At 39.2% G+C, this 4951-nt stretch carries 3 protein-coding genes; all 3 read left to right on the plus strand.

Annotated elements, in window-relative coordinates; translation table 11 throughout:
- Positions 1-752 (plus strand): porphobilinogen synthase (gene hemB / locus WBG45_RS11765; RefSeq protein WP_424414775.1); only part of this gene is annotated, 752 nt, incomplete at its 5' end.
- On the plus strand, positions 752-2041 hold the full coding sequence (gene hemL, locus WBG45_RS11770) for a glutamate-1-semialdehyde 2,1-aminomutase (protein ID WP_424414777.1): 1290 nt from the start codon (positions 752-754) through the stop codon (positions 2039-2041). The genes hemB and hemL, both read left to right, overlap by 1 nt.
- Positions 2042-2120: 79 nt before the next feature.
- Positions 2121-3176, plus strand: a complete 1056-nt coding sequence (locus tag WBG45_RS11775; protein WP_424414779.1) for an AbrB family transcriptional regulator — start codon at positions 2121-2123, stop codon at positions 3174-3176.
- Positions 3177-4951 lie beyond the last annotated feature (1775 nt).

The following is a 4951-nucleotide window of genomic DNA, read 5'->3' on the forward strand; positions in this document are numbered from 1 at the left end:
TTATTTTGTTCGGAATTCCTCTGGAAAAAGACGCAGAAGGAACACAAGCGTATCACGACCATGGCATCATTCAAGAAGCCATTCGCTTTGCGAAAAACCGTCATCCTGAATTAATCGTCATTGCTGATACATGTTTGTGTGAATACACAGACCATGGTCACTGTGGAATTATTGAAAACGGACAAGTATTAAATGATCCAACACTTGATTTATTAGCACGAACAGCGATTGCACAAGCTAAAGCAGGAGCAGACATCATTGCGCCGTCGAATATGATGGATGGATTCGTAGCAGCAATTCGCTACGGCCTAGATGAAGCAGGTTTTTCACATCTGCCAATCATGTCATATGCAGTTAAATACGCATCAGCATACTATGGTCCATTCCGTGACGCTGCGAACAGTACACCACAATTTGGTGACCGTAAAACGTACCAAATGGATTCGGCTAACCGCAATGAAGCCATGCGTGAAGCAGCATCTGACGTGGAAGAAGGCGCTGATTTCCTCATTGTTAAACCAGCTTTGTCTTATTTAGATATTGTGCGTGACGTGAAAAATAACTTCGACCTACCAATCGTAGCTTACAATGTAAGTGGTGAGTATGCCATGGTAAAAGCGGCAGCTCAAAATGGTTGGATCGACGAAGAACGAATTGTACTGGAAACATTAACAAGCATGAAACGTGCAGGGGCAGATTTAATCATGACGTATCACGCGAAAGACGTGGCACGTTGGTTGGGGGCGAAATAATGGGACGTTCATACGAAAAATCAAAACAAGCATTTACAGAAGCCGTTAAATTAATGCCAGGTGGAGTTAACAGCCCGGTTCGTGCATTTAAATCAGTAGACATGGATCCTATTTTCATGGCAAGTGGTAAAGGCGCAACGATTACTGATGTGGATGGCAATGAATATATCGATTACGTCTTATCTTGGGGACCATTGATTTTAGGTCATACGCATCCAGATGTCGTAGCTGCTATTCAAAAAGTGGCAGAAACGGGAACTAGTTTTGGTGCTCCGACTCTTGTTGAAAATGACTTAGCTAAACTTGTAATGGAACGCGTACCTTCAATCGAAATGGTCCGTATGGTTTCGTCTGGAACAGAAGCAACAATGAGCGCATTACGTGCAGCTCGTGGCTTCACAGGACGCGATAAAATTTTGAAATTTGAAGGTTGTTATCATGGACATGGAGACAGCTTATTAATTAAAGCGGGTTCTGGAGTCGCTACGTTAGGCTTACCAGATAGCCCAGGTGTACCGGAATCAGTAGCGAAAAACACCATTACTGTAGCTTATAACGATTTAGAGAGCGTGCGTACTGCGTTTGAACAACATGGACAAGACTTAGCTGCCGTAATCGTTGAACCAGTTGCTGGGAATATGGGCGTTGTTGGTCCTGAACCAGGCTTCTTGGAAGGTCTTCGTGAACTATCGACAGCAAATGGAACAGTTCTTATTTTCGATGAAGTAATGACTGGTTTCCGTGTTGGCTATAACTGTGCACAAGGTCATTTCAATGTAACACCAGATTTAACATGTTTAGGAAAAGTAATCGGCGGGGGACTTCCTGTTGGTGCTTACGGTGGAAAGCTTGAGATAATGTCTCAAATCGCACCAAGTGGTCCAATTTATCAAGCAGGCACATTGTCGGGCAATCCACTTGCCATGACTGCTGGACTTGAAACATTGTCACGCTTAACACCAGAAACATACGATCACTTCAATCGTTTAGCAGATCAATTAGAAGCTGGCTTCCGTGAGGCGGCATCTAAATATCACATCCCTCATACGGTAAATCGTGCTGGGTCAATGATTGGTTTCTTCTTTACGGATGAAACAGTTACTAACTACGATATCGCGAAAACATCTGACCTTCAGTTGTTCGCCAAATATTATCGTCTGATGGCTGAAGAAGGCATTTTCTTACCACCTTCTCAATTCGAAGGCATGTTCTTATCTGCTGCTCATACATCTGAAGACATCGCAAAAACAGTAGCAGCATTCCATAAAGTGTTTGCTCAATTAGCTTAATTTACATGTCCTGGTACTCAAATGAGTATCAGGGCTTTTTTGAAGATATAGCAAGGCAAGTGAAAGAGGTGACACAGAGTTGCGCAATTCTTGGATTATTTTACGTACATTTTTACTAGCAGCCACAGCAGGTTTCATCTTTGACAGGATTGGCATCTTTTTGCCTTGGTTACTCGGTCCCATGGTATCCTTGCTGCTGCTTCGCCAATATACAAAAATTGAGTTTGAATGGCCCAAAGTTTTGCGTCAAATTGGGTTAATCTTTTTAGGGATTCAAATAGGTTCATCATTTACGAAACCATCGATTGTTCTAATGTGGAGTGACTTCCCATTAATGGTGTTAATGACGATATCGATTGTCGGTGTGGCATTACTTCTTAGTTTATTATTTATGAAAATGTCGGGGGAAACGATTGCCACTAGTGTATTAGGTTCACTTCCTGGGGGGCTTTCGCAAATGGTCTTGCTAAGTGAAGAAGTAAAGACCGCCAATTCAACGGTCGTCACGTTAATGCAAACGTTTCGGATCTTTGTCGTTGTAACGGTTGTCCCTTTTTTAACAGCGTGGATTCCACAAGGTTCACATATAAATGATGTATCTATTGATGAGTTGTCGACGTTTAACTTAGTGCATTTTGTCATATTTGCAGTGTTGGGTATTGGCTTTTTTGTGGGGATGAAGAAAATTCATTTTCCCTTACCTGAACTAATGGCGCCAATATTATCCATGGCGATTGTGCAGTTTATTACAGATCATCCCGTCGTGGAAGTGCCTGCTATCGTTTTGATTCTTTCACAGATTTTTGTAGGAGCGCATTTAGGATTGCAGCTTGAAAAAGTGCGAGATAAATTATCATTCCGATTGTTTAATGCTATTGTCCTGACGAATTTAGCCCTCATCGCATTTTGTGCAGGAATGGCATACATACAGACGTTCATTCATCCCATCAACACGTTTTTGGATTTCTTTATTAGTGCTGCTCCAGGGGGCATTGCCGAAATGTCCATCACCGCTTTAGAAACTGGAGCGGATTTATCGACGGTCACCAGTTTTCACCTATTCCGCATTTTCTTTATCTTGTTAATAGCCGGACCAGTGTTGACCTATTCTTTAAAGAAATGGTTGAAAGCATAAACTGAAAAAAGTATGGTTCGGATAAGATTGACTAAGAGTAGGAAGGAATATATACTATTTATAACTATTTTTACCAAATGTAGAAGCTTCGTCCTACGGGATATAGTGAATGTTTGTTTTTGGAGAACTGGTATTAAGTAATGGTGCGCAATACTAACATTCACTTGATTAAGGTAGACATAAACTCGAGGTGTATTAAAATGAAATTCAACCAAAAATACTTATACAGTGCATTATTTATTGGGCTTTTTGCTATTCTTGTGATTTCAGATTACAGTCGTTCCAATTCATTTAATTGGCTAGGGAATTTCATGCAAGCCAGCTTTATCATCTTTTTTTACATTCTCTTTATGAAAGCTACACTTAATAAGATAAGTAATCAAAAGTAATTATTCATTGTAGTACGTCTAGAGAATGAAGTAATAAGTAGTTATTAGGCCGAAGATTCACTTTCGGCCTTTTTCTGCTTTTATTTAAGACTAACCATTAAGGTACGCTCTTCTTTCAAACAGTAGCGCAGCGAAAAGTGGAGACATGGAGGGGCTAACTTCCTAGAGGTGGTATATTAATAAGTTGTGTATGCCACATTCAATTCCATTCAAAGATTTTATATGGCTACATCCATTTTCTTCTGCAAGTTAGTTGGAGAAATTTCTTTTCTTCTAAGTAATTGATCTGTCACAAAGAATATGATTGAGCAGCTTGTTGAAAAAAGAAATAACTCGAATACAAATATAAAGTATGTCAATAAACCAAATCCGATATGTACCAAACAAGACGTTAAAATACGGTAGGAAGTTAGTTTGGTTATTAAAAATTCTGAGAGAATAGAAACAGATAAGCCATAACTAAAATTCCCTACCAAACTAAAAAATAATACAAATATAACTAGAATTAAGTTTTCAAAATCAAGACTTTTATCCAATATAATGATTCCACAAAACCAAAATAATGTGAAGGTAATGGAAGTATAGATAGCCGCCTTTATTTTTCTCTGTATCATTTTTTTTCCGAAAAGTATTGACCTAATTCTCGGGACAAAGAAAACAATGGACATAACTGCCATAAAAATTTTAATGGGCAGAGGTGTTGATGACAGATAAATAACTAACAAAAGTATGGAAATAATAGATATATTGTAAATTCTGCTGTTCATTGTGTTCCTCGCCTTTTTAAAAAAGTATAACAAATAATTCCATGTGACTGAAGCTTTACTTCCGCTCCTAGATGTTATGTAAATAGCAGCTACACGACCCGTTTAAGTCCCTAATATAAAATAAGTGGAGAACAATTAGTTTTTTTACTACACCTACTCTCGACAAGTGTAAACAGTTATAATTCTCTGTTTTGCAAATCATGAACTTATAGTTGATTGGAGTGAAGGGCGGCGACTCCAGCGGGAAAAGTGTGTCCAGGTGTGACCCCACAGAGAGAGTAGCGAACGAGGAGGCACAAGGACCACCCGCGGAAAGCGACCGTCTGGAACGGAAATCGACTTCTACTAATTATAAAAAGGGAACTGCCTTAGTCATATTTTTGACGTTTAAGACAGCTCCTTCATACAACTAATTATTGAAACTCCATGCTGTGAAATTTATTTCAATAAAAAATCAAAACAATCTTTACAAGCATAAAGGCTCGTTCTCTCGCATAAAATCTTTCACATAGCATCGTGAAGGAGGACAAGAAGTGAATCAAGTAAATTGGCAACTTCAAGAAGTATTTTATTTTCCGGAAAGTTTTGGTGTTCCAACGGGTGCATCACGTATAGAAGT

The organism is Paenisporosarcina sp. (genome assembly GCF_049671445.1).
In the GTDB taxonomy this organism is placed as follows: domain Bacteria; phylum Bacillota; class Bacilli; order Bacillales_A; family Planococcaceae; genus Paenisporosarcina.